17 protein-coding genes are annotated in these 24052 nt (G+C 71.2%); 9 read left to right on the top strand and 8 right to left on the bottom strand.

Annotation, left to right across the window (positions count from 1 at the left end):
• Positions 1-255 precede the first annotated feature (255 nt).
• Together EES42_RS39385 and EES42_RS39380 are read right to left on the bottom strand one after the other, a co-directional pair.
• Positions 256-1635, bottom strand: coding sequence for a phosphomannomutase/phosphoglucomutase (locus EES42_RS39385; protein ID WP_124722988.1), 1380 nt, complete (start codon positions 1633-1635; stop codon positions 256-258).
• Positions 1636-1721: 86 nt separating this feature from the next.
• Positions 1722-2099: a DUF3499 domain-containing protein gene (locus tag EES42_RS39380; RefSeq protein WP_206433804.1), complete on the bottom strand. Its 378-nt coding sequence runs from the start codon at positions 2097-2099 to the stop codon at positions 1722-1724.
• A gap of 322 nt (positions 2100-2421) precedes the next feature.
• Here EES42_RS39380 and EES42_RS39375 point away from each other — a divergent pair, with 322 nt between their 5' ends.
• The gene (locus EES42_RS39375) at positions 2422-2850 is read left to right on the top strand and encodes a metallopeptidase family protein (RefSeq protein WP_124722987.1); all 429 of its coding nucleotides are present in this window, start codon (positions 2422-2424) and stop codon (positions 2848-2850) included.
• Between the two features lie 74 nt (positions 2851-2924).
• Here the strand turns inward: EES42_RS39375 and EES42_RS39370 are convergent, their stop codons facing one another.
• The 3 genes from EES42_RS39370 to EES42_RS39360 form a co-directional block, all read right to left on the bottom strand.
• A complete protein-coding gene (locus EES42_RS39370) occupies positions 2925-4460 on the bottom strand; it encodes a DUF5719 family protein (protein WP_124722986.1) in 1536 nt (511 codons plus the stop codon).
• Positions 4457-8326: a glycosyltransferase gene (locus EES42_RS39365; RefSeq protein WP_124722985.1), complete on the bottom strand. Its 3870-nt coding sequence runs from the start codon at positions 8324-8326 to the stop codon at positions 4457-4459. The genes EES42_RS39370 and EES42_RS39365 overlap by 4 nt, the downstream gene beginning before the upstream one ends.
• Before the next feature lie 380 nt (positions 8327-8706).
• Complete coding sequence (locus EES42_RS39360) at positions 8707-8970, bottom strand: WhiB family transcriptional regulator (protein ID WP_030927001.1); 264 nt, start codon at positions 8968-8970, stop codon at positions 8707-8709.
• Between the two features lie 712 nt (positions 8971-9682).
• Here EES42_RS39360 and EES42_RS39350 point away from each other — a divergent pair.
• The 3 genes from EES42_RS39350 to EES42_RS39340 are packed head-to-tail and all read left to right on the top strand — an operon-like array spanning position 9683 to position 12460.
• The gene (locus EES42_RS39350) at positions 9683-10183 is read left to right on the top strand and encodes a cysteine dioxygenase (protein ID WP_124722984.1); all 501 of its coding nucleotides are present in this window, start codon (positions 9683-9685) and stop codon (positions 10181-10183) included.
• A gap of 13 nt (positions 10184-10196) precedes the next feature.
• Entirely contained in the window at positions 10197-11153 is a 957-nt protein-coding gene (cofD, locus tag EES42_RS39345) for a 2-phospho-L-lactate transferase (RefSeq protein WP_124722983.1), read from the top strand.
• Positions 11150-12460 carry a coenzyme F420-0:L-glutamate ligase gene (locus tag EES42_RS39340; RefSeq protein WP_124722982.1) on the top strand — a complete coding sequence of 437 codons (1311 nt, stop codon included), beginning with the start codon at positions 11150-11152 and terminating at the stop codon, positions 12458-12460. Before cofD ends, EES42_RS39340 begins: the two co-directional genes overlap by 4 nt.
• A 126-nt stretch (positions 12461-12586) precedes the next feature.
• Here EES42_RS39340 and EES42_RS39335 read toward each other — a convergent pair whose 3' ends face one another.
• From EES42_RS39335 to EES42_RS39325, 3 genes are all read right to left on the bottom strand, one after another.
• The gene (locus tag EES42_RS39335) at positions 12587-13585 is read right to left on the bottom strand and encodes a DNA-3-methyladenine glycosylase family protein (RefSeq protein ID WP_124722981.1); all 999 of its coding nucleotides are present in this window, start codon (positions 13583-13585) and stop codon (positions 12587-12589) included.
• Positions 13586-13683: 98 nt separating this feature from the next.
• Entirely contained in the window at positions 13684-14775 is a 1092-nt protein-coding gene (locus EES42_RS39330; RefSeq protein ID WP_124722980.1) for a mannose-1-phosphate guanylyltransferase, read from the bottom strand.
• A gap of 105 nt (positions 14776-14880) precedes the next feature.
• On the bottom strand, positions 14881-16260 hold the full coding sequence (locus EES42_RS39325; RefSeq protein ID WP_124722979.1) for a peptidoglycan recognition protein family protein: 1380 nt from the start codon (positions 16258-16260) through the stop codon (positions 14881-14883).
• A gap of 137 nt (positions 16261-16397) precedes the next feature.
• Here EES42_RS39325 and EES42_RS39320 point away from each other — a divergent pair, with 137 nt between their 5' ends.
• The 5 genes from EES42_RS39320 to EES42_RS39300 all read left to right on the top strand — a co-directional run bounded on the left by EES42_RS39320 (position 16398) and on the right by EES42_RS39300 (position 23976).
• Positions 16398-17150 (top strand): TIGR03089 family protein, encoded by a 753-nt coding sequence (locus tag EES42_RS39320; protein ID WP_124722978.1) that lies wholly within the window; start codon positions 16398-16400, stop codon positions 17148-17150.
• Between the two features lie 169 nt (positions 17151-17319).
• The gene (locus EES42_RS39315; protein WP_124722977.1) at positions 17320-18564 is read left to right on the top strand and encodes an LCP family protein; all 1245 of its coding nucleotides are present in this window, start codon (positions 17320-17322) and stop codon (positions 18562-18564) included.
• 490 nt (positions 18565-19054) lie between these two features.
• Positions 19055-20587: an LCP family protein gene (locus EES42_RS39310; RefSeq protein ID WP_241196873.1), complete on the top strand. Its 1533-nt coding sequence runs from the start codon at positions 19055-19057 to the stop codon at positions 20585-20587.
• 49 nt (positions 20588-20636) lie between these two features.
• Complete coding sequence (locus EES42_RS39305) at positions 20637-22328, top strand: LCP family protein (RefSeq protein WP_164495492.1); 1692 nt, start codon at positions 20637-20639, stop codon at positions 22326-22328.
• 283 nt (positions 22329-22611) lie between these two features.
• The gene (locus EES42_RS39300) at positions 22612-23976 is read left to right on the top strand and encodes an LCP family protein (RefSeq protein WP_124722974.1); all 1365 of its coding nucleotides are present in this window, start codon (positions 22612-22614) and stop codon (positions 23974-23976) included.
• Positions 23977-24052: the final 76 nt, after the last annotated feature.

Here is a 24052-nt window from a genome sequence, read left to right as displayed (position 1 = left end):
AAATGGCGGCGGGCAGCCGGTGCCTGGACGGTTGACGGCGAACCCGGGGGCTCTGCCCCCTGGTCCCCGGTCCTCAAACGCCGGACGGGCTGGAGATGCTGCCGGACGAGCCGGACACAGAGCCGCCGGCCCCAGAAGCGGAGCCAGTACCGGAACCGGGGCCGGATCCGGAGCCGGCCCCAGAACGAGCCGGACCGACAGCGGGCCGGACCGCAGGGCAAGTCGTCGCCCGCCGGGCCCGGAAGCGGTGTTCGGCTAGTTCGATGTGTCCGGTGTGCGGATCATGGTCAGGACCTCGTCGCGTACGGACGCCATCGTCCGTTCGTCGCGGGCTTCCACATTCAGGCGCAGCAGCGGTTCCGTGTTGGAGGCCCGGAGGTTGAACCACCAGTCGGGAGTCGTGACCGTCAGGCCGTCCAGGTCGTCGGTCGTGACTCCGGGGCGGGCTTCGAAGGATGCTCGTACCGCCGCCGTGCGGGCCTTCTGGTCGGCGACGGTGGAGTTGATCTCGCCGGAGCCGGCGTAGCGGTCGTACCGGGCGACCAGTTCGGACAGGGGCGCCCGGCCGCCCCCCAGCGCGGCCAGCACGTGGAGCGCGGCCAGCATGCCCGTGTCGGCGTTCCAGAAGTCGCGGAAGTAGTAGTGCGCGGAGTGTTCGCCACCGAAGATCGCGCCGTGCTCGGCCATCTCCGCCTTGATGAAGGAGTGGCCCACGCGGGTACGGACCGGGGTCCCGCCGTTCTCGCGGACGACCTCGGGGACCGAGAGGGACGTGATCAGGTTGTGGATGACGGTGCCCTCGCCGCCGTTGCGGGCGAGTTCGCGGGCGGCGACCAGGGCGGTGATCGCGGACGGCGAGATGCCCTCGCCCCGCTCGTCGACGACGAAGCAGCGGTCCGCGTCGCCGTCGAAGGCGAGGCCGAGGTCGGCGCCCTCGGCCACGACCCGGGCCCGGAGGTCGACGAGGTTCTTCGGGTCGAGGGGGTTGGCCTCGTGGTTGGGGAACGTGCCGTCGAGTTCGAAGTACATCGGTACGAGGTCGACGGGCAGGTCCGCGAAGACGGTGGGGACCGTGTGGCCGCCCATGCCGTTGCCCGCGTCGACGACGACCTTCAGCGGGCGGATCGAGGTGACGTCGACCAGGGACAGCAGGTGGGCCGCGTAGTCGGTGAGGGTGTCGCGCCGGGTGACGGTGCCGGGGGCGGCGACCGGCTGCGGGGCGCCGGTCCCGGACCACTTCTCGACCAGTGCGCGGATCTTCAGGAGCCCGGTGTCCTGGCCCACGGGTGCGGCGCCCGCCCGGCAGAGCTTGATGCCGTTGTACTGCGCCGGGTTGTGCGACGCGGTGAACATCGCACCGGGCAGGCCCAGGCTGCCCGAGGCGAAGTACAGCTGGTCGGTGGAGCAGAGGCCGATGAGCGTGACGTCCGCGCCGCGTGCTGCGGCTCCGCGTGCGAAGGCTCCCGAGAGGGCGGGCGAGGAGGGGCGCATGTCGTGGCCGATCACGATCGCGTCCGCGTCCGTCACCTCGACGAACGCCGCCCCGAACTGCTCGGCCAGGGCTTCGTCCCACTGGTCGGGCACCACTCCGCGCACGTCGTACGCCTTCACGATCTGCGACAGATCAGCAGCCACGGCCGGTCCTCCTGAAATTTCTTCGGACCGCCCAAACTACCCGGCGGCGGCTCGGGCGAGCCGTCGGGCGGGGGCGTACGCGGTGCTCAGGAGTCCGGTGAGCGCAGCACCCGCAGATGACCGCGGCGTGCGACCTCCATCGGATCGGCCGCGTGCGGACCGCTGCCCCGGCCGTCCGTGCCGCGGTCCTGCGGCCGTGCCGCTTCCCGTACGGCATTGGCGAGCGCTTCGAGATCGTCGCCGCTGGGGCGGGTGGGGGCGGAGGGGTCGGAGAGCCGGACGACCTCCCAGCCGCGTGGGGCCGTCAGCCGCTCACTGTGCTCGGCGCAGAGGTCGTAGCAGTGGGGCTCGGCGTAGGTGGCGAGCGGGCCGAGGACCGCAGTCGAGTCGGCATAGACGTACGTCAGTGTCGCGACGGCAGGGCGGCCGCACGCGGTGCGCGAACAGCGACGTACAGGGCTCACGATGTTGGACGGTACCGCACTCTTGAGCGGGCTGCGACGACTCTCCCCCGGCTCACCCCACCGTGTCGCCCCGTGTCCGCCGGTACGGACGGGTTCCGGACACTCCGTCTGACCTGCGGGAGGACGGAGAAATCCGGGCCGTACCGGCAACGATTCCGGTCACCACTCGGCACAAAAGCTGTCATACAGCAGGAGATCAACGGTCAGGAGCGGGGCCTGAAACGTGCCCCTGGTTGGCCGGATTGTTCAGGATTGGACATGCCCGTGCCTTGTCGGGGAGCGGCGATCCGCCCGCCCCGCCGGGAGTTACCCTGCGTCAGTGATGGACAGCCCCGTACCGCCTCACCCGTCCGAGCCGCGCCCACGCCGTCGTGACCGTCATGGCCGCGGCATGCGGGGGCCCGTCGCCCCGCCCCAGGTGCCGCTCTCGGCCAGCCGGGCGGAGAACTTCCGTGATCTCGTGCAGGACTCGGTGGAGCGGCTGGAGCGGCGCTGGCCGCAGCTGGCCGATGTCGACTTCGTGGTCCTCGATGTGCCGGGTACGCAGGAGGAGACCGTTCCGCTGGGGCGGGCGGTCTCCGCGGAGAAGGGCCGGCCCGCGCAGATCGTGGTCTACCGGCGGCCGGTCGAGATCCGTACCAAGAACCGCGACGAGCGCGCCCTGCTGGTGCACGAGGTCGTGGTGGAGCAGGTCGCGGAGCTGCTCGGGCTCGCCCCGGAGTCCGTGGACCCCCGGTACGGGCAGGAGTAGCGGGGGCGGGCCGCAGGCGTACGGGCGGGGTCCGGTGTTCCGGTCCCCGCCCGTTCCGTGGTGTCTCGGACCGCTCAGTCGTCCAGGACCGACAGGTCCTGTTCGGCCGCGGGTACCTCGACCGTTCCGTTGTCGTCCGACAGGGTCTGCACGGTGAACATCTGGATGCCGCCCTGCGTGACGGTGAGCATGCGCGAGGCGTGGACCGGGCCGCCCGACTCCGTCTCGACCGTCAGGGCGTAGCCGCCCTTGAGCCCGGACGGTACGGGCGGGGTGACCGCCAGCGTCGTACCGCCCTCGACCGTGTACTTCTTGACGGTCTGTTCGCCGCCCCCGCTGCCCGCCGACGCGGTGACCTTCACCGTGGCGGTGGCCCCCGGCGCGGCGAGCGAGAGGATCGAGCCCTTGTCCCGGTTGTCGGCCACGGTCGCCCGCGCGCCCACCGGGCCGGTCGCCGGGATGTAGCCGACCTCCTGCTTGTCGCCGGTGCCGCGGACCACGCGCAGTGCGGCGACCACCGGGGTGTGCTTCCCGCCCTTGGCCGGGGTCAGCAGCAGGGAACCGGCCTCGCCCTTGGTGATGTCCTTCAGGTCGACGCCCGCGGTCATCCGGGACTTGACGTGGAGCTGGTCCTGCCCGACCGGCGAGAACGAGCCGGTCTTGCCCATGAGTTTCACCGTCAGGTCGGCGTCGGCTTCGCCCGGCGCGAAGGCCACGAGACGGACCGAGGTGGCGTCCGCGGGGATGCCGGGGAGCACCAGGGTGTCCGTCGGGGTGGCGGAGGCGGCCAGCCAGTCGCTGCCGGTCTTCTCGTCCGCGGTCCTGATGACCGCGCCGACGCGTCCGGTACGGGTGGTGACGTGGACGGTCACGTCCTCGGTGACCTCGCTGGTGAGTGTGGAGATCAGGACCGGGACGCCGGACCGGGCCGGCACCGTGATGCCCTCGCCGACGTCCGACTTGAGCGAGCCGTCGGGGCCGTACAGCTCGATGTCGGCGACGGCCGCGGTGTCGTCCGGGTTGGTCAGCTGTACGTAGTCCTCGCGGGACTTCGATGTGCTCGCGGCCGGGAACCAGAAGTCGGTGTCGGGACCGGTGCAGCTGACACCGAGCAGGCCGCGGGCGCTGCCGGCCTCGACCATGGTGGTCTGCTGGGTGGTCCAGCCGGGGGCCAGCCGGCCGGTGGCGGTGCCGACCAGGGCGGGGGTGTCGGCGCCGGACTCCTCGGCCGTGACCGGTTTGCCGGGCTCCTTGAGCGAGACGACCGGCTTCCCGGGATCCGCCTTCTTCCCGCCCTTGTCGTCCTCCTTCTTGCCCTTCTCGTCCTTCTTCCCGCCGTCGGCCGTGGTGGCGGTGGCCTTCTGCAGTTCGGCCGTACCGGCCTCGCCGCCGCTGCCGCCGCCCGCCGGGGTGAAGGAGGTGTAGGTCGTCTCCGCGAGTTCCGAGAGACCGGGGGCCGGGCAGAGCAGGCTGGACCGTTCCACCGGCAGCCGTGCGGCGGTCTTCGCCTCGGCCGTGTCCGCGTCGCCGGGCGCGGTGAGCGCGGCGAATCCGGTGACTGCGGCGAGGGCGACGGTGCCCGCGATGAGGGACAGGCTGGTGGACTTCACTCGGACTCGCCTCGCGATGCGTTACCGGTCGGCCACGGGTTCTGGCCCGGGGCGGGGTTCTCGTCGGGGTTCTGCGGGTCGTACTGGGCCTGCTGCCCGTACTGCGCCTGGGGGTCGTACGGCGCCTGCGCGTGGGCCTGGGCCTGGGGGTCGTACTGCTGCTGGGCGTAGCCGTACGGGTCGTAGGCGTTCTGCTGGTACGGGTCGGCGGCGAGGTGGTTCTGCTGCGTGCCGTACTGGCCGTCCTGGTACTGCTCTCCCTGGTACTGGCCGTCCTGGTACTGCTGGTAGCCGGTGTCCTGGTACTGCTGGGCGTCCCATTCGCCGTACTGCTGCTGCGGGACCGCCGCGTACTGACCGTCGTCGGTCTGCGGGGCGTAGGCGGCCTGGCCGTCGTCGGCCTGGTGTGGCTGTTGCCCGGGGATCTGCTGGTCCGGGATCTGCTGGTCCGGGATCTGCTGGTCCGGGGTCTGCCGGGCGGGGGCGTACTCCCCCGTCTGCTGAGCCGGGTCGTACTCCTCCGTCTGCTGCGACGGGATGTACTGCCCCTGCGCCTCCGGTGCCTCCTCCGACTGTTCGGCCTCCGCGCCCGCCTCGGCCTCCGCCTGGGCGGCCGCGCGCAGCCTGCGGGCCCGGCGGCCCTCGCCGGCGACCGGCTCCGCGGGGACCGGCACGGTCTCCTCGGGAAGGTCGTCGTCGATCTCCCGGCGTCGGCCGGGCAGCGCGAGGACCAGCAGGACGACGGCCAGCGCCGACTGCGCCCAGATCCAGGCGGTGTGGGTGAACGGGGTGTCGTACGTGAGGTCCAGCGTGCCGCCCTCGGCGGGGAGTTCGAAGCCCTGGGCCCAGCCGTCGACGGTCTTGCGGGTCAGCGGCCGGCCGTCGAGCGTGGCCTGCCAGCCGGGATCGGCGGCGTCCGCGATCCGCAGCACGCGGCCGGAGCCGCCCGCCGGGATCTTGCTGTGCGCCTCGACCGGGAGGGAGCCGACGGGCAGCGGTTCCCCGTCGGTGCCGGACGGCATGATCATGACCCGGGCGACCTGGCGGTCGACCCGCCACAGCGCACTGCCGTCGAGCTGGCTCAGCCGGCTGAGCCCCGGGGTCGCGTCGAGGACCCGGCTCATCTGCTTCGGGGCGCCGTCGCGGACCAGTACGTAACGGATCGCGAATCCGCTGAGCTGGCTGCCCTGGTCGGCTCCGGAGCCCGCGACCAGGTTGGCGACGACCTTGTCGAGGTGGCTGTTGCTGCCGCCCGCCTCGGTCAGTTCGGCGTCGCCGAGCCGCGCGCCGGAGCCGCGTACCAGGCTGTACGAGACGCTGGCCGGCGAGGTGCCGCCGAGGACCAGGGTGCGCGGCTGGTCGCGGGTGGTGCTCTCCTCGGCCACGAACGCGGGCACCTGCACCGGGTCGCGGCGCTCCAGCGGGCCCGCCGCACCGCCGATCATCCAGCCCACGGCGGCCAGCGCCGGGGCGAGGCCCGCGGCGAGGGCGATCAGCGCGGCGACCGGCTGCCGCCAGCCGAAGCTGAGCTCGGCGACACGGATCCGGGCACCGTCGGCGCCAACCAGCGCGGCGACGATCAGCGCGATGCCGTAGACGAGGGTGGCGGGACCGGCCCAGCCCGAGCCGTTGGCGAGCGCGGCGAAGACCAGTGCCACGAGCGCGACCGCCCACGCGGTGCGTACCGCGAACTGTCGTTCCCCGCGCAGCAGCGCGGCCAGCGCGGCCAGCACGATGCCGAGCAGCAGCACCCCGCCCGCGGCCTTGGGGCCGCCGGGGCTGATGCCGAGCAGGTCGAGCGCGGAGGCCGTGCCCGTACCGATGTCCAGACCCGCTTCCTTCAGGAAGCCGGACGGACTGGTGAGGAGCGAGAGCGACCAGGGCGCGAGGACGAGCAGCGGGGTGCCGATCGCGGCGAGGAAGCGGAGCCCGTACGCGGCGATGTCGTCGCGGCGCAGGGCCAGCACGCCGATGCCGAGGACCACGGCGAGCGGCCACACGATCGGCGTGAACGCCATCGCGAAGGTGAGGAGCAGGGTGTACGCCCAGGTGGCGCGCCAGCTGCCGCGGGCGTCACCGGAGGCGCGCATGCCGTGCGCGGAGACCGCGGCGCGGGCGATCAGCGGGAGCAGCACGGCCAGTACGGCGGTGCCGAGGCGGCCGGTCGCCAGGGCGCCGGTCGCGGCGGGCAGGAAGGCGTACGCGACGCTCGCCCAGGCCCGCAGCAGCCTCGATTCCAGCAGCGGCCGGGAGACGAAGTAGGCGGTGAGTCCGGCGAGCGGGACCGAGCAGACCAGCAGGAGCGTGAGCGCGAAGCCGGTCGAGCCGAGGAACAGCGCGGACAGCGCCGAGAGCACGGCGAGGTAGGGCGGCGCGGTCTGCGTGCCGCCGGTGCCGACCGTGTGCCAGCCGTCCGCGTACTTGCTCCACAGGTCGGAGACGTCGGCGGGTGCGGGCAGCAGCGCGCCGCCGGCCAGCGCCCCGCCGCCGAGGAGGCCGCGGCAGGCGACGAGCGAGACGAGGAGCAGCAGGGCGAAGAGCACCGGGCCCGGCTTGCGGCCGACCCGCTTGAGCCGTGCGAACTGCTCGATCTCCAGGAAGTCGGCGTCGTCGCCACCGGGGCCGGACTCCACGGCGCCGTGCCGGGAGCCGCCCGAATCGGCTTCGGAGCTGCCGAAGTTCCCGGCGACCTGGTCCACGGTGGCGCGGACGGTGGCGCCGGGCGGCGGGAAGAGTCCGCGCAGTTCGGTCTGGTCGACGGCGCCCTTGCCGCGGCTGCGCCGGGCCGAGAGGATCCGGCCGGGCCGCAGCAGGGTGCCGAAGAATCCGGCGACCTCGTCGAGTGCCTGGCCGGGCACCTTGCCGACGAGATAGGCGAGGGTGCGCAGCAGGGTGCCGACGACGAGCCGGAGCATCACCCAGGGCAGCGCCTTGGCGCGGGCGTTGACCAGCATCGTGTAGACCGCGCCGGCCTTGTCGACGCGGTGCGGGGAGGAGACGGAGCGCCCCGCGCAGTCGATGGGGCGGCGCTCGCGGGCGGATGCCTCGGCGTGCCTGAGGACGGCGTCGGGGGCGACGAGCACCCGGTGTCCGGCGGTGTGCGCGCGCCAGCACAGGTCGACGTCGTCACGCATCAGGGGGAGCCTGCGGTCGAACCCGCCGAGCTCCTCCCAGATGTCACGGCGGATCAGCATGCCGGCGGTGGAGACGGAGAGCACGGTACGGACCTGGTCGTGCTGGCCCTGGTCCTGTTCGCGCCGGTCGAGTCCGGTCCAGCGGCGTCCGCTGTTGGCGATGGAGACGCCGACTTCGAGCAGCTGCTTGCGGTCGTACCAGCCGCGGAGCTTGGGGCCGACGATCGCGGCGTGCGGGTCGGTGTCGACGACGCGCAGCAGTTCGGCGAGCGCGTCGGGTTCGGGTGCGCAGTCGTCGTGGAGCAGCCAGAGCCACTGCACCGGTTCGCCGTGCGGCAGTTCGGGCAGGTCGTAGGCGTCGTCGCGCCAGCTCCTGCTGACGGGGTCCCAGCTGCTGGGCCGCTTCAGGTACGGCAGGTCCTCGGGGGTGAGGACACCGGCCGTGCGGGTCGCCTCGTCGACGGCGGTGCCGAAGCTCGTACGGCGCGCGAGGTGCAGGACCCGTTCGGCGCCGAGTGCCTCGGTGACCAGTCGCGCGGAGTCGTCGGCGCTGCCGGTGTCGGCGGCGACGATGTTCTGTACGGGGCGTTCCTGCCCGAGCAGCCCGGCGAGCGCGTCGGGCAGCCAGCGTGCGCCGTCGTGGGCGACGAGCACGGCGGTGACGACGTGCCGGGGGAACTCTGGGGTGGCGGCGGCCGCGTACGGCGCCGCCGATTGGCTGTGCACGGACATCGAGGTACGGGCCCTCCGGCCGGGTCCGGGGGGCGTCACCCCGGGGGCTGCATCGGTGTACGCGCGCGCCCCGTCGGGGCGTTGGCGCGTCTCGGACGGGGCCCCACACTAACGGTACGGATAACCGCGATGGCGCCGAGCGCTCGAACGGGGCGGTGGCCGGGCGGGGGTGGAGCCGCGGCGGGCACGGCGATGGCCCGTCGTCTGCGGGCCGGGTGCAGACGGCGGGCCATGGTCGGTCGTGGTCGGTCGTGGTCCGGATGTTCGGTTGTCAGGAGGGCCGGACGGTCCGGGGTTTCCGGGGCTTCCGGGTGCTCCGGATATTCCTGCGGGGAGGCGTTCCGCGGTCGCGGTGTTCCGCGGCGGGGCGGTGGCCTGCTTCAGACGGCGGCCTTCTTCAGCCGGCGCCGTTCACGCTCCGAGAGGCCGCCCCAGATACCGAAGCGCTCGTCGTTGGAAAGGGCATATTCAAGGCATTCGGACCGGACCTCACAGGCGAGACAGACCTTCTTGGCCTCGCGGGTGGATCCGCCCTTCTCGGGGAAGAAGGACTCGGGATCGGTCTGGGCGCACAGTGCGCGCTCCTGCCAGCCGAGTTCCTCGTCCGCGTCCTCGACCAGCAGTTGCTGGAACAGCTCGGTCATGTGCGCCCCTCGTCTGTCTCTTGCGTCCCGTGATGCGGCCGTTACTGATTGCGGCCGAACGACACGAGTGAAATTACAAGTGTGTAGCTCCAGGCCAGTCAAGCGAAGATCTGCTATCGGCCCCGGTATTCACCCTGCGGAACCAAGCGTATGCGGAAAGTGTGCAAATCACCAAAAACCTGACATATGCCTCGGGTCTCACCGCGCCCCGGTTTCTCACCGAGTGAGACGACCGGGATCACCTCGATGTTGCGATTCGATCACCGAAGCGACCAAGATCACATTCGGGTCACGACGCCTCAACAGCGTTTGAGGGCGCGATTGATGCGCCACATCTCCGGCGCGGCGGCTGAACAAACCTTCCTCCGCCCTCGGTAACCGGATGAGGTGAAACATTACCCCCCAAATTGGGCATCAGGTTGACAGCGGAGGATCGAGCCGGTCTCCTTAAATGCATGCCAGCGACTGCCGCGATGTACGCCACCCACGTCCGTGGGTTCCGCACCGCTGTCCAGGCCCGCTGTTGCTGTTCCAGCTGTCACAGCTGTTGATGCCCCCAGGGCGCCGGCTCTGACCCAGCTCCTCTCGCAGAACCTCTCCGCAGCGCTTCCCGCAGGTTTTCCGCCCTGCTTCTTCCTCCGCGCGGCCGAGGCTCTCCGGTCTCCGTGACACCCCGCACATGCACCCCCCATGCCGAGGAACCACCTCATCCATGAACAGCAACAGCGACCTCCAGATCGCCGGCGACATCCTCGAAGTCCAGCACCTCCTCCAGCCCGCCCGCGAGCACCCCTCCACCGTGTCCGAGTTCGTCGGGCTCGCCCGCACCATCGCCGCCGACCGCGCGCAGTGGGAGCAACTCGTCCGGTACGACACCACCACCCGCTGGTACCACCGGCTGCGCACGGGGCCCGGGTACGAGGTCTGGCTGCTCAGCTGGGTGCCCGGCCAGGGCAGCGGGCTGCACGACCACGGCCTGTCCTGCGGCGTGCTGACCGTCCTGGAGGGCCGGCTGACCGAACGCACCGAGCGCGCCACCCGGGCCCTGGACTCCGGCGCGCAGCGGGTCTTCGCGCCCGGTTATGCGCACGAAGTGGTCAACGACTCCCTCGAACCTGCGGTCAGTCTGCACATTTACTACCCGGGACTGACCGAGATGCCGATGCACGCGGCACAGTGCGCCCCGGCGGCCGTGGATGTCGTACCCGCCTGACAAACTGCTGTACATGCGCATTGTGGTTCTGGCCGGCGGTATCGGTGGTGCTCGTTTTCTGCGTGGCCTCAAGCAGGCCGCGCCCGACGCGGACATCACGGTGATCGGCAACACCGGTGACGACATCCATCTGTTCGGGCTGAAGGTCTGCCCCGACCTCGACACCGTGATGTACACCCTCGGCGGTGGCATCAACGAGGAGCAGGGCTGGGGGCGTAAGGACGAGAGCTTCCACGTCAAGGAGGAGCTCGCGGCGTACGGCGTGGGGCCGGAGTGGTTCGGGCTCGGCGACCGCGACTTCGCGACGCACATCGTCCGCACGCAGATGCTGGGCGCGGGCTATCCGCTCAGCGCGGTCACCGAGGCGCTCTGCGCGCGCTGGAAGCCGGGGGTCCGGCTGCTGCCGATGTCCGACGACCGGGTCGAGACGCATGTCGCCGTCGACATGGACGGCGAGCGCCGGGCGATCCACTTCCAGGAGTACTGGGTGAAGCTGCGTGCCTCGGTCGAGGCGCAGGCGATCGTGCCGGTCGGCGCCGAGCAGGCCAAGCCGGCTCCCGGAGTGCTGGAGGCCATCGCCGAGGCCGATGTGATCCTCTTCCCGCCGTCCAACCCCGTCGTGTCGGTGGGGACGATCCTCGCCGTGCCCGGGATCCGGGAGGCCATCGCCGAGGCCGGGGTGCCGGTCGTCGGCCTCTCCCCCATCGTCGGTGACGCGCCCGTGCGCGGCATGGCGGACAAGGTGCTCGCCGCGGTGGGCGTCGAGTCCACGGCCGCGGCCGTGGCCACGCACTACGGGTCCGGGCTGCTCGACGGATGGCTCGTCGACACGGTGGACGCCGGGGCGGTCGGCGAGGTGGAGGCCGCGGGCATCCGCTGCCGTGCCGTGCCGCTGATGATGACCGATGTCGACGCGACGGCCGAGATGGCCCGGCAGGCCCTGGCGCTGGCCGGGGAGGTACGGGCGTGAGCGCTGGCGAGGCGCCCTCGTACCGGGTCTGGGCGCTGCCCGGGATGCCCGAGGTGCGGCCCGGGGACGACCTGGCGAAGCTGATCGCCGCGACCGGTCCCGGGCTGGTCGACGGCGATGTCCTGCTGGTCACCTCGAAGATCGTCTCCAAGGCGGAGGGCCGGATCGTCGAGGCGACCGACCGCGAGGCGGCGATAGACGCCGAGACGGTACGGGTGGTGGCGCGCCGCGGCCCCCTGCGGATCGTCGAGAACCGGCAGGGTCTGGTCCTGGCCGCTGCCGGGGTCGACGCCTCCAACACCCCCGCCGGGACGGTGCTGTTGCTGCCCGAGGACTCCGACGCCTCGGCGCGCGCGATCCGCGACGGGCTGCGGGACATGCTCGGCGTCGAGGTCGGGGTCGTCGTCACGGACACCTTCGGGCGCCCGTGGCGCAACGGGCTGACCGATGTGGCGATCGGGGCGGCCGGGATCCGGGTGCTGGACGATCTGCGCGGCGGCACCGACGCGCACGGCAATCCGCTGAGCGCCACCGTGGTCGCCACCGCCGACGAGCTGGCCTCGGCCGGTGATCTGGTCAAGGGCAAGGTGGAGGGGCTGCCGGTCGCGGTCGTGCGGGGGCTCGGCCATGTCCTGGACGCCGCCGATGCCGAAGGGGCCCGTGCGATGGTGCGGGTCGCGGCCGACGACATGTTCCGGCTCGGTACGTCGGAGGCGGTACGGGAAGCGGTGACGCTTCGGCGTACGGTCCGCGAGTTCACCGACGATCCGGTGGACCCGGGGGCGGTGCGGCGGGCCGTGGCCGCGGCGGTGACGGCGCCCGCGCCGCATCACACGACGCCGTGGCGGTTCGTCCTGCTGGAGTCCGAGGAGTCGCGGACCCGGCTGCTCGATGCGATGCGGGACGCGTGGATCGCGGATCTGCGCCGGGACGGGAAGAGCGAGGAGTCGATCGCCAAGCGGGTGCGGCGGGGCGATGTGCTGCGCCGGGCGCCGTATCTGGTGGTGCCGTGTCTGGTGATGGACGGCTCCCACACGTACGGGGACGAGCGGCGGGACACCGCGGAGCGCGAGATGTTCGTGGTCGCCGCCGGAGCCGGCGTCCAGAACTTCCTGGTGGCGCTGGCGGGCGAGCAGCTCGGCTCGGCGTGGGTGTCCTCGACGATGTTCTGCCGCGATGTGGTGCGGGAGGTGCTGGACCTGCCGGGGACATGGGATCCGCTGGGTGCGGTGGCGGTGGGGCGCGCGGCGGTCGAGCCCGCGGCGCGGACGGGGCGGGACGCCGAGGGGTTCATCGAGGTGCGCTGAGGCGGGGGCCGGGGGCCGGGGGCTGGGCGTCGGGGGCCGCGCGTTTCTGTGCACGGTCCGGGCTTCCATGCACGGTCCGGGCTTCCGTGTGCCGTCCCGGTCTTCGTGTGCCGTCCGGGCGGGGCTCTACAGGCGGGCGATGTCGCCGCGGGTCATGCGCGGGGCCCGGCGGGCCGGGGTGTGGCCCGACAGCAGGATGAGGCGGGTCGCCCGGTGGCGCTGGCCCTCGTAGGGGGCGAGCAGCGCCAGCATCTCCTCGTCGTCGGCGTCCCTGTTGCCCGCCAGGGCGTGGCCGACGATGCCGGGGAGGTGGAGATCGCCGACCGTGACCGCGTCCGCGGCACCGTTCGAGCGCTGGAGCGTCTCGGCGGAGGTCCAGGGGCCGATGCCGGGGATCAGCTCCAGGCGGGCCATGGCCTGCGGCAGCTCCATGGCCGCCGCCTCCTCCATGCGGCGGGCCACGCGTACCGCGCGCAGGATCGTGCCCGAGCGTTTGGCGTCGACGCCCGCGCGGTGCCATTCCCAGGACGGGATCAGGGACCAGGTGCGGGCGTCCGGCATGACGTGCAGGCCCAGCGCGGTGAACGCGGCGTGGTCCGTGGGGCCGGGTGCCGGGGTGCCGTGCTTACGGACCAGGAGCCGCCAGGCGCGGTAGGCCTCGTCGGTGGTGACCTTCTGTTCCAGGATCGACGGGATCAGGGACTCCATGACCAGGCCGGTGCGCAGCAGCCGCAGGCCGGGGCGGTGGTGCCGGGCCAGGGCGAGCAGCCGGTGGCGCGGGCGGAAGGCGTCCGGGTCGTCCGTCGCGCCGAGCAGTGTCGGGAGCCGGTCCAGCAGCCACGGTGCGCCGGGGCCCCAGGCAGTCGCCTCGATCCGGCCGCCCCGGGCGGTGAGGCGGAGAGTGCCGGGGCCCGCGGGCGTGCGGCTGGTCCGCCAGGCCGTGCCGTCCCCGGTCATCCGGAAGGTGGGGTCGGCGGGGCCGCGGCGCAGCGGGCCGACGACCAGGCGCAGATCGAAGGGGCCGGGCGGGAGCCACTCGCGGGTCAGCGCGTCCGCCGCCGGAGCCGCCGCCTGGTGCGGGACGGCCGCGCGAGGGGTGCTGCGGGGGGCGAATCGTCCTGCCACGGTGAGGTCCTCGGTCGTCGGGGTGCCTGTCGAGGGTAAGCGCTGCGGCCGGTGTCCGGCTGCTTGTCGGCCCCCACGGTTTCACCGGCCCGGGTCGGCTATTCGTCGGAGGAGAAGCGGACCGCCGCGTCCGGGAGGACCGCCCCGCACCAGACGCGGATGCCGTCACGCAGTTCGTTGTCGGCGCCGACCCGGGCCCCGTCCCCGATGACCGCGCCCGTGAGCACCGTACGGCTGCCGATCCGGGCACCGGCTCCGACCAGCGAGTCCTTGATCACGGCGGCCGGCTCGACGACCGCACCGGCGAGTATCACGGAGCCGTCGATCCGGGCCCCCTCGCCGATCAGGGCGCCCTCCGCCACCACCGTACCGCCGCTGATCTTGGCGTCGTCGGAGACGGAGGCGGTCGGCAGCACGAGCCGTTCGCCGCAGCGGCCGGGCACGGCCGGGGACGGGGCGCGGCCCAGGACCAGGTCGGCGGAGCCGCGTACGAAGGCCTGCGGGGTGCCGAGGTCCAGCCAGTACGTGGAGTCGACCATGCCCTGGAGGTGCGCCCCGGCGGCGAGCAGTCCGGGGAAGGTCTCGCGTTCGACGGAGACCGGGCGGCCGGCCGGGATGGTGTCGATGACCGAGCGGCGGAAGATGTACGCCCCTGCGTTGATCTGGTCGGTGACGATCTCCTCGGGCGTCTGGGGCTTCTCCAGGAACGCGGTGACCCTGCCGCTGTCGTCCGTGGGGACGAGTCCGAAGGCGCGCGGGTCCTCTACACGGGTGAGGTGGAGGGAGACGTCCGCGCCGGATTCGGCGTGCGAGGCGACCAGGGCCCGGATGTCCAGGCCGGTGAGGATGTCACCGTTGAAGATGAGCACCGGGTCGTCCGGACCCGCGGTCAGCCGGGACGCGACATTGCGTATCGCCCCGCCGGTGCCGAGCGGTTCGTGTTCGGTGACGTACTCGATGTGCAGGCCGAGCGACGAGCCGTCGCCGAAGTACGGTTCGAAGACCTCTGCCAGGTACGACGTCGCGAGCACGATGTGCTCGACCCCGGCGGCCCGGGCGCGTGCCAGCTGGTGGGTGAGGAACGGAACGCCCGCTGCCGGAACCATGGGCTTGGGCGTGTGCACCGTGAGCGGGCGCAGCCGGGTTCCCTTCCCACCGACCAGGAGGATCGCTTCTTTTGCCTCTGTCACAGCACTGACTCTGCTTCCTGCTGGGGCCTGGCCTGGTTTCGGCTGGCCAGTGTATGCAGACCGGGTCGTTCGTCCCGGTCGGCGGCCCGCAGCAGACTTCGTCGTTCAGCGGCCCTGGAGCTTGGCGGAGCTGGTACGGGCCGAGCCGAGCTTCTTGTAGAGACGCGCTCCGGGGCATTCGGTTGCGAAGCCGTCCCGGTGGCCGGAGATGACGTTGAGTTTGACCTTCTTGCCCTTCTTGTACTTGTTGCTGCCACCCGAGACGAGGGTGACCTTGCCACGCGGGTTGGCGCCGAACAGGCCGAGCTTCCAGGCGGTGAGCTTCGCGACGGCGTTCACCGCGGCGGCGGGCGGGTTCGACTTGGTGAAGGTGCCGAGGACCGCGATGCCCATGCTGTTGGCGTTGAAGCCGAGCGTGTGCGCTCCCAGGACGGCCTTGGTGACGCCTCCGGCCCGTCCTTCGTAGATGTTTCCGCACTTGTCGACGGCGAAGTTGTAGCCGATGTCGCGCCAGCCGCTGCTCTTGACGTGGTAGCGGTAGATGCCGCGCAGGACCGAGGGTGCCTGGGAGCACTTGTAGTTGTTGCCCGTGGCGCTGTGGTGGATGAAGGCGGCCTTGACCTTGCCGGTGTAGACGAACTTGCGTTCCCTGAGCTTCTCGTCGGCACCCCAGCCCTTGCGGGTGACGATGCGCGGGCGGGGACCGATGTACGGCTGGGCGCCGGGTGCGAGGCCGGCCTCCGCCTCGCCCTGTGCCTCGGACCGCGCCTTGCTCAGGGCGGGGAGCACGCTCGGGGAGAGGGCCGCGGTGCGTCCGTCCGCGGTGGTGGCGGCCTGGGCGCCCGCCGCGGACACCGCTCCCGCCGCCGCGACGGCGGTGCCGGTGTCCGTCGCGGGGAGCTGCTGCGGGTCCATGCCGGGGTCGACGAGTTCGAGGCGCAGCCCGGTGGGCAGCGGTACGGCGTAGCCGGTCCGGTCCTGCGGGTCGGGGGCCTCGGGGCGTACCCGGACCGCGACGGCGTCCGAGTCGCCGACCCAGAGCGGGGCGGTGGAGCCCCGTACCGTGCCGGAGTCGCGCTCGGCGGTGCCGGGGTCCGCGGAGTGCTCGGCGTTGTGCGTCTCCAGGTCCTGCCAGTCCGACCAGGCTCCGGTGCCGGTCGCGCGGGTGCGGACCTGGACGGTGCCGTGGAGTTCGGCGTTCGCGTCGTCCCAGACGACGCCGACCAGGGAGAAGGGGTGGACCTCGCGTTCCGGCAGCCCCTGTTCGGGGGCGGCCGCTCGGGTGGGGTCGCCGGTGGACCGGCCGGACGGTGCCGACAGGGTCCACATCGGCAGGGACTGCGTCGAGCCCGGTACGTCGACGGGCCCGGCGGACTCGGCGGGGACGGTGCGGGTGTCGGGGGCGGCGCCCGCGGGCACGGCCAGCGGCAGTGCGAGTACGGCCGCGCAGGTGACACCGATCGAGGATGCAATGAAGGCACGCATACGAGTAATCCTGGGCATAGTCCGGCAACTCCGGCCACCCGGACGGATCCACGCAATTGACGGCCCGTCTGCCGATCCGGTGCAGCAGGCACCCTTCACTCCCGCCGGGCCCGCCGCCGCCGCGTAATCTTGCGCGGATGAACGCCACCGACCGAACCCCTGCCGACCTGCTGCGTTCCGCGCTCGCCGCGGACCCGGCCCGCCCCTTGGTCACTTTCTACGACGACGCCACCGGAGAACGCGTCGAACTGTCGGTGGCCACCTTCGCCAATTGGGTGGCCAAGACCGCCAATCTCCTCCAGGGCGATCTCGCCGCCGAGCCCGGTGACCGGCTGGCGCTGCTGCTGCCCGCGCACTGGCAGTCCGCGGTCTGGCTGCTCGCCTGCTCCTCGGTCGGCGTGATCGTCGATGTGCAGGGCGACCCGGCCGGCGCAGACCTCGTCGTCAGCGGCCCGGACGCCCTGGAGGCCGCCCGGGCCTGCCGCGGCGAGCGGGTCGCCCTGGCACTGCGCCCGCTGGGCGGCAGGTTCCCGCAGGCGCCGGACGGCTTCGCGGACTACGCGGTGGAGGTGCCGGGCCAGGGCGACCGGTTCGCGCCGTTCGCGCCCGTGGACCCGGACGCCCCCGCGCTGGCGGTGGACGGTGTGGAGCTGACGTCGGCGCAGCTGGTGGCGCGGGCCCGCGAGGACGCGGCCGCGCTCGGCCTGGCCGCCGGATCGCGGCTGCTCACGGGGCGTTCGTACGACACCTGGGAGGGGCTGGGCGCGGGACTGTTCGCACCGCTGGCCGCCGGGGGGTCCGTGGTCCTGTGCCGGCACCTGGACAGGCTGGACGAGGAAGGGCTGTCGAAGCGCGTCGAGAGTGAACGGGTCACCAACAGCGCGGTATGACAAGCACCCTGAGGACCACTCGTCCGGCCCAAGACGGGCCGAGTCCCCCGGGCTTCGCGTCAACTCCGGTACATGATCGGCGTTACGGACCACCGGAGACACAACCAAGCGTGAGGTTCAGCCGTCTACTTCTGCGACCGGCGGCCCGACGCGCCGCCGAACGTGAAGGATGGACGCAGACGTGAGCGAAAGCGCCGGCCCGCCGGGCGAATCCGACGAATCGGCGGCGGGTGGGGACGGGTCGCCCCCCGAGGACGCATCCGGCGCCACCGCGGCCGGCCACCGGCGCCACTGGCTGCGCTGGACCGCGCTCGGCGCCTCGTTCGTCGTCCTGGTCGCGGCGGGCGCCGGCTGGTGGCTGTACAGGAAGCTGGACGGCAACATCAGGACCGACACCTCCGCGGCCGCCGAACTCAAGGTGTACGAGCGGGAGCGGCCCGCCTCCGTGGTGCACGACGCGGAGAACATCCTGCTCATCGGCTCGGACAGCCGGGCCGGCGACAACCGCAAGTACGGCCGTGACGACGGCGGCAGCCAGCGCTCGGACACCACGATCCTGCTGCACCTCGCCGCGGACCGGAAGAGCGCCACCGCGATGTCCCTGCCGCGCGATCTGATGACATGGATCCCGGTCTGCCACAAATCGGACGGCACGACCACGAAGAAGCAATTCGCCCAGTTCAACTGGGCCTTCGAGTTCGGCGGCACCGCCTGCACGATCCGTACGGTCGAGAAGATGACCGGCATCCGGATCGACCACCACATGGTCGTCGACTTCAACGGCTTCAAGGACATGGTCGACGCCGTGGACGGGGTCGAGGTCTGCCTGAAGAAGCCGGTCGACGACGCCGACGCCCATCTGAAGCTCCCCGCCGGACGCCAGAAGCTGAACGGCGAGCAGGCGCTGGGGTACGTACGGGCCCGCAAGTCGATCGGCAACGGCAGCGACACCGAACGGATGGACCGCCAGCAGCAGTTCCTGGGTGCGCTGGTGAACAAGGTGCAGAGCGACGGCGTCCTGCTCAATCCGACCCGGCTCTACCCGGTGCTGGACGCGGCCACCAAGGCGCTGACCACCGATCCGGGGCTGGACAACCTCAAGGACCTGTACGAGCTGGTGCGCGGCATGCGCAACGTACCGACCGACAAGGTGCAGTTCCTGACGGTGCCCCGGCAGCCGTACGCCGCCAACCGGAACCGGGACGAACTAGTACAGCCTGATGCGAACCGGCTCTTCAAGCGGCTGCGCCAGGACGATCCGGTCGCCGTGGTCCCGGCGGACCGGCTCAAGCATGACGACGAGAAGAACAATGGGAAAAACAATGCCGAGACCGATACCTCGGACGCTTCCGGCCCCACTCCCACACCGACTTATTCGGGCAACAACGCGGCGGCGGACCTGTGCAAGCAGTAAAGCAATTCCCAAACAGAAGCCGGTGATCGGCGTGTAATGAGCAGTATGACCAGTTGTAAGGACCGTGGAATTTGTCACGCACGTCGCTCGACGTCGAACTGGGCCGATAGTGTGACGCGATCCGGTGCTGCCGGCCTCCTGGCCGCGCACTTCTGGAGCGAAAGATCGAGCGCCTGATCGGGGGAGGCGCCTCGCGTGGCACCGACGGAGGACTCAAGCAACCGTGGATGCGCAAAGCCGTGGGCGGGCGGACGGAATCGACCCCGCAGACCAGTGGGTGCTCAACCCGCACACCGGTGATTACGAACTGCGACTGAATCATTCCGGAGGGGATTCGGGAGAGTCTTCCCGTACTTCCGGCGCGCGTGTCCCCAATAGCAGAGGACCCGCCCAGGACAGTGCCGGCGGGCGCAGAGGCGGATCCCGCGAGGACCGGGGCGATCGCCGGAATCCGGCCCGCGACGGCCAGGACCCGAATCCCAGGCGCGAGGTGCCGGGGCAGCGCAGCCGCCGTTCGGCCAACGGCCCGCGCGGCCAGGAGAGTTCCGGTCCGGCGGGGCGCCGCAGCCGCAAGGCCCCCAAGGCCCGCCGCAAGAAGGCGCTGCTGTGGACGGGCGGCACGTTGGCGTTCGTGCTCGTCGGCCTCTCGGTGGGCGGATACGCGCTGTACCAGCACTTCAACGGCAACCTGAACACGGTCGACGTGGGCGGGGCGGGCAACAAGAACGTCTTCGACAACGACGCCCCGGTCAACATCCTGATCATCGGTACCGACAAGCGCACCGGCAAGGGCAACGAGGGCTACGGCGACAAGGGCAGCGTGGGCCACGCCGACACCAACATCCTCTTCCACGTCTCCGAGGACCGCACCAACGCGACGGCGCTGAGCATCCCCCGCGACCTGATCACCGACATCCCGGACTGCAAGGTCAAGCAGCCGGACGGCTCGGAGAAGCTCGTCCCCGGCACCAAGAACGTCCGCTTCAACCAGAGCCTCGGCCAGGAGGGCCGTAACGCGGGCTGCACCATGGAGACGGTCAGGAAGATCACCGGCATAAAGGTCGACCACTTCATGATGGTCGACTTCAACGCCGTCAAGGAGCTGTCCACCGCGGTCGGCGGCGTCGAGATCTGCCTGGCCAAGCCGGTCAAGGACCCGGACTCGCACCTGAACCTGCCGGAGGGCAAGCACAACATCCAGGGCGAGGACGCCCTGGCGTTCGTGCGGACCCGGCACAGCTTCGGCAACCATGGCGACCTGGACCGGATCAAGGTCCAGCAGCAGTTCATCGCCTCGATGATCCGGCAGATGCAGTCGGACGACACACTGACCAGCCCGACCAAGCTCTACAAGCTGGCGGACGCGGCGACCAAGGCGCTCACCGTCGACACCGGCATCGGCACGGGGAAGAAGCTGGCCTCGCTGGCCCAGGAGCTCAGCAAGGTCAACACGAAGAACATCACGTTCACCACGGTGCCGGTGCTCGACAACCCGGCCGAGAAGACACCGGTCACCGTCGTACTGAACCCGCCGAAGTCCGACCCGCTGTTCGCGATGATGCGCGACGACACCTCACTGACCGAGGTGAAGTCGAAGAAGAAGGCCGCGAAGAGCAAGCAGGACGCGCTCCTCAAGGGCCCCAAGGCGGCCGCCGCCGACGTACGCGTCGATGTGTACAACGGCGGCAAGGTCCCCGGCGCCGCGCAGACGACGGTGGTCTGGCTGCAGAACGAGCAGGGCGTACTGAAGTCCACGAACAAGGCGAACGCCCCGGCGAAGGTCGCGAAGACGACGCTGGAGTACGCGCCGAACCAGGCGGACCAGGCCCGCGCCCTGGCCGCCATGATGGGCCTGCCCGGCTCCGCCATGAAGAAGGGCACCACGGACGCCGAGGGTCTCCAGGCGATGGTGCTGACGCTGGGGAACGACTTCAAGGGCGCGGGCACTCCCATCACCGGACCGGCGAAGGTGCCGGACGACATTCAGCAAGCAAATGCCGACAAGGCAGAGTGCGCCAAGTGACACCGGGTCACTACGCGGAATCACGAGTCTGAGCAGCAGGGGGGTCCTGGTGACACGGAGCAGTACGCCCGGGGAGGGGACGCGACCACGCGTCCGGCAGGCCGGCCAACTCGGCTGGGACGACGGGCTCTACGAGGACGGGCCGGAGAAGGGGGAGCCGGAGAACGACGCGGGCTCCGACGCCGGCAGGCAGGCCGCCCCGGCGGAGGGCGGTCGCCGTCGCGGTGGCTCGAAGCGGCACGGCAAGAAGAGCAAACGCCGGGTGCTGCGGTGGAGCGCGTCGGTTCTCGCGCTGCTCATAATCGGCGGCGCGGGCGCCGGTTACCTCTACATCGAGCACCTCAACGGCAATCTCAAGAAGGCCGATCTGACCCTCGGCGACAAGAAGATGGCCGACCACAAGGCCAATGCCGCCGGGCAGACCCCGATGAACATCCTGCTCATCGGCTCGGACGCGCGGGACACCAAGGAGAACCAGAAGCTCGGCGGGGCCAAGGACACCTTCGGGGCGCCGCCCCTGGCCGACGTACAGATGCTGCTCCACGTCTCCGCCGACCGCAGCAACATGTCGGTGATCAGCATGCCGCGCGACACCATGCTGAAGGTCCCGAAGTGCACCGACCCGAAGACGAAGCACGTCTACCCCGCGACCGTCGGTCTGGAGATGACCAACGAGACGCTCGGCCGCGGCGGTCCCGGTTGCACGGTGGCCACCTGGTACGAGCTCACCGGCATCACCATCGACCACTTCATGATGATCGACTTCTCCGGTGTGATCTCGATGGCCGACGCGATCGGCGGCGTCCCCGTCTGCGTCAAGAGCAATGTCTACTCGCACACCAGCAAGGGCAAGGGCTCCGGGCTGAAGCTGGAGAAGGGCACCACGAAGATCAAGGGCAAGCAGGCCCTCCAGTGGCTGCGTACCCGCTACGGCTTCGAGGACGGCACCGACCTCGGCCGTACCCACGCCCAGCACATGTACATGAACTCGATGGTCCGTGAGCTGCGCAAGGGCACCAAGCTCACCGACCCGGGCAAGCTGATGGACCTGGCCGAAGCGGCGACCGACGCGCTGACGGTCGACAAGGGCGACCATGGCATCGACTCGGTCAAGAAGCTGTACGACCTCGCGGACGACCTCCAGAGGGTGCCGACCAAGCGCATCACCATGACGACGATGCCGAACGTCTACGGCACGGGCACGCTCAAGGAGCGGGTGCTTCCCAAGCCCGGCGAGGCCGAACAGCTCTTCCAGATGGTCCGCGACGACGTCCCGCTCGACGGCAAGGCGTCCAAGCGCAAGGCACCCGCCGCCAAGAAGCCCACCGCGTCCCCCGCCGAGATCCCGGTGACCGTCCGCAACGGAACGCGTACCGAGATGGACTACCCGGTCAAGGGCCGGGCGACGGCGGTCAAGGACCTGCTGGCCGCGAAGGACTTCTCCCGGACCACGATCGACGCGCAGAACACCGACCCGGCGAAGCGGACCGGGATCCTCTACCCCAGCGTGGACATGGAGGGCAACGCCCAGGCCGTCGCCAAGGCGCTCGGCATCCCGCTGACGGCGGTGAAGAAGTCGACCGACGTCTCCGGCATCACGCTGACCGTGGGGGCCGACTGGCGCGAGGACGGGGACTATCACGCGCCCGACGCCAAGGAGAAGACGCCGGACAGCGCCCGGGCGCTCAACGGCGAGGACGACAAGGCGTGCATGGACATCCAGCCGGGCTTCGGCTGGTAACGGGACACGACACACGTGGGGCCCTCGGGTGGCGCCGGGGGTTTCGCACTCCACCGGGCGGCGTCATCCGGCCGCCGCGTTAGCGCGAATGGGGGACACGGGCGCGCCCCGCCGAGCCACACACCGGGCCATTGATCATATGGACCTACTGTGCGAACGGTCCCCTCGCACCGCGGAGGTCTCCCCCGTGCCCACATCGCACCGCTCCCCCGGTCCGTCGCGTTCCCACGCGGTTCCGCCCCGGCGCAGGTCCAGAAAGCAGGACGAGCGACCAGGCTGGGGCATGCGGATGGCGACCGGCCTGTCCGTGCTGGTGCTGGGGGCCGGCGGGGTCGGCCATGCGGTGGTGACCAATCTGGAGAACGGGATCGACCGGATCGACCCGTTCAAGGACATGAAGAACCGGCCACGCGCCGGCAACGGCATGAACCTGCTGCTGGTGGGCACCGACGGCCGCGACCGGATCAGCCCCCAGGAGAAGAGGCAGTACCGGCTCGGCGGCGCGCCCTGCCACTGCACCGACACGATCATGCTGGTGCACCTGTCGGCGGACCGGGAGCGCGCGAGCATCGTCTCGCTGCCCCGCGACAGCTACGCCGAGATCCCCGAGCACCGGGACCGGACCACCGGTGAGCAGCACGCGGCGCACCCGGTGAAGCTGAACGCCGCCTACGCCGAGGGCGGGCCGAATCTGACCGTGCGGACCGTCGAGCACATGACGGGCGTCAAGGTCGACCACTATCTGGAGGTCGACTTCACCAGCTTCATGAAGACCGTGGACACCCTGGGCGGCGTGCAGATCTGCACGACCCGGCCGCTGAAGGACTCGTACACCGGTCTCGACCTCGCCCCGGGCACCCATGAGCTGAACGGCGGGCAGGCCCTTCAGTACGTACGTTCCCGGCACATCGACGGGGCCGCCGACCTGGGCCGGATGCAGCGCCAGCAGAAGTTCCTGGCGTCGCTGATCGAACGGGCGACCAGCAGCGGTGTGCTGCTGAACCCGGTGAAGTTCCGGGACGTCGCCTCGACGATGCTCAGCTCGGTACGGGCCGACAAGGGGTTCGGTACGGAGCAGCTGCTGGAGCTCGGCCAGGCGATGCGCGGCTTCTCCCCGGCCTCCTCGGAGTTCGCCTCCGTACCGATGGGGAACGTCTCCTACCCGGTCAACGGCATCGGTTCGACGGTCAAGTGGGACGAGGCCAAGTCGGAGAAGCTCTTCCGGGCGCTGCGCGAGGACAAGCCGCTCGCCCCCGCACGGGCCGGGCGGCCGAAGGCCGAGACGGTCGACGTCGACCCCCGGCAGATCCGGGTCCAGGTCTACAACGGCACCCCGAGGGACGGCCTCGGCAGGACGGTCGACGACGGGCTGCGCGCCACCGGCTTCGACACCACGCGCGCCCCGCTCAACGGGGAGCTGCGCAGCGTCGAACACACCCTGATCAGCTACGACCCTCGCTGGGACCGGTCCGCGAAGTCACTGGCGGCGGCGCTGCCCGGGGCCGAACTGCGGGCGGTACCGGGGCAGGGGGCCACGATGCGGGTGACGGCGGGCGCGGACTTCGAGGCGGTGCGGAAGGTACGGGCCGAGGAGACGGACGGCGGCGAGTTCGGCACGGTCACGGGCGACCAGGTGGCCTGCCCGTGACCCGTGACCCGTGACCTGTGACCCGTGACAACCTGTGGCCCCTCGGGCGCTCAGTCCTCGATGCCCTCGGCCGCCC

The organism is Streptomyces sp. ADI95-17 (assembly GCF_003846175.1).
GTDB lineage: Bacteria > Actinomycetota > Actinomycetes > Streptomycetales > Streptomycetaceae > Streptomyces > Streptomyces sanglieri.
Note: the sequence above shows the minus strand (reverse complement) of the source record. Positions and strands in the feature narration are given on the sequence as shown.